At 51.0% G+C, this 553-nt stretch carries 1 pseudogene; it reads left to right on the top strand.

Annotation, left to right across the window (positions count from 1 at the left end):
• Positions 1-553, top strand: a pseudogene (locus R7O13_RS29895) (NAD(P)-dependent oxidoreductase); the annotation flags it as partial.

Raw genomic sequence — 553 nt, 5'->3', positions numbered from 1 at the left:
TTATCGGCTGTGGTCGACACCGTTGCTTACCCCCAAAATGGCATCGTACTGGCTCGGTTTGGTCACCTCTGTGCCAGCAAACATCGGCAAAGCATTACTCGCAGGGTTAGAGCATGACTACATCGCCGATTCCAAAGCGATTGAAGCACGATTTCCGCAAACGCTGATCAGCTACGAGCAAGCGGTATCCGATACCATCCAAGATGAAGGCACGTTTGTGCGCAGTAATGTTTGGGGCTTTGAGCCAGCGGCACTTCGTCGATGGCAACCGGGGTATGGCTACTACCCTAAACAAGCCGGTGCGAGCATAAAAACTCAAGCCTCCGCTGCGGCATTATGGAAAGTGGCTCAAAAAATCGGGAGTCGTGAAAAAGGCTATTACTTTGCCAACATTTTGTGGCGCACACGTGAATGGCTCGACATCTTTTTTGGTGGCGGAAAACCGATTCGCGTTTCTCCTCCGGGGCCGGAGCTCAAAGTCGGCGATTATATTGACTCTTGGAAAGTAATTCGCTGCGAGGAAGATCAGTTCCTCTCACTGTTTTTTGGGATG

The sequence above is a fragment of the Vibrio sp. Y176 genome (assembly GCF_033438945.1).
Note: the sequence above shows the minus strand (reverse complement) of the source record. Positions and strands in the feature narration are given on the sequence as shown.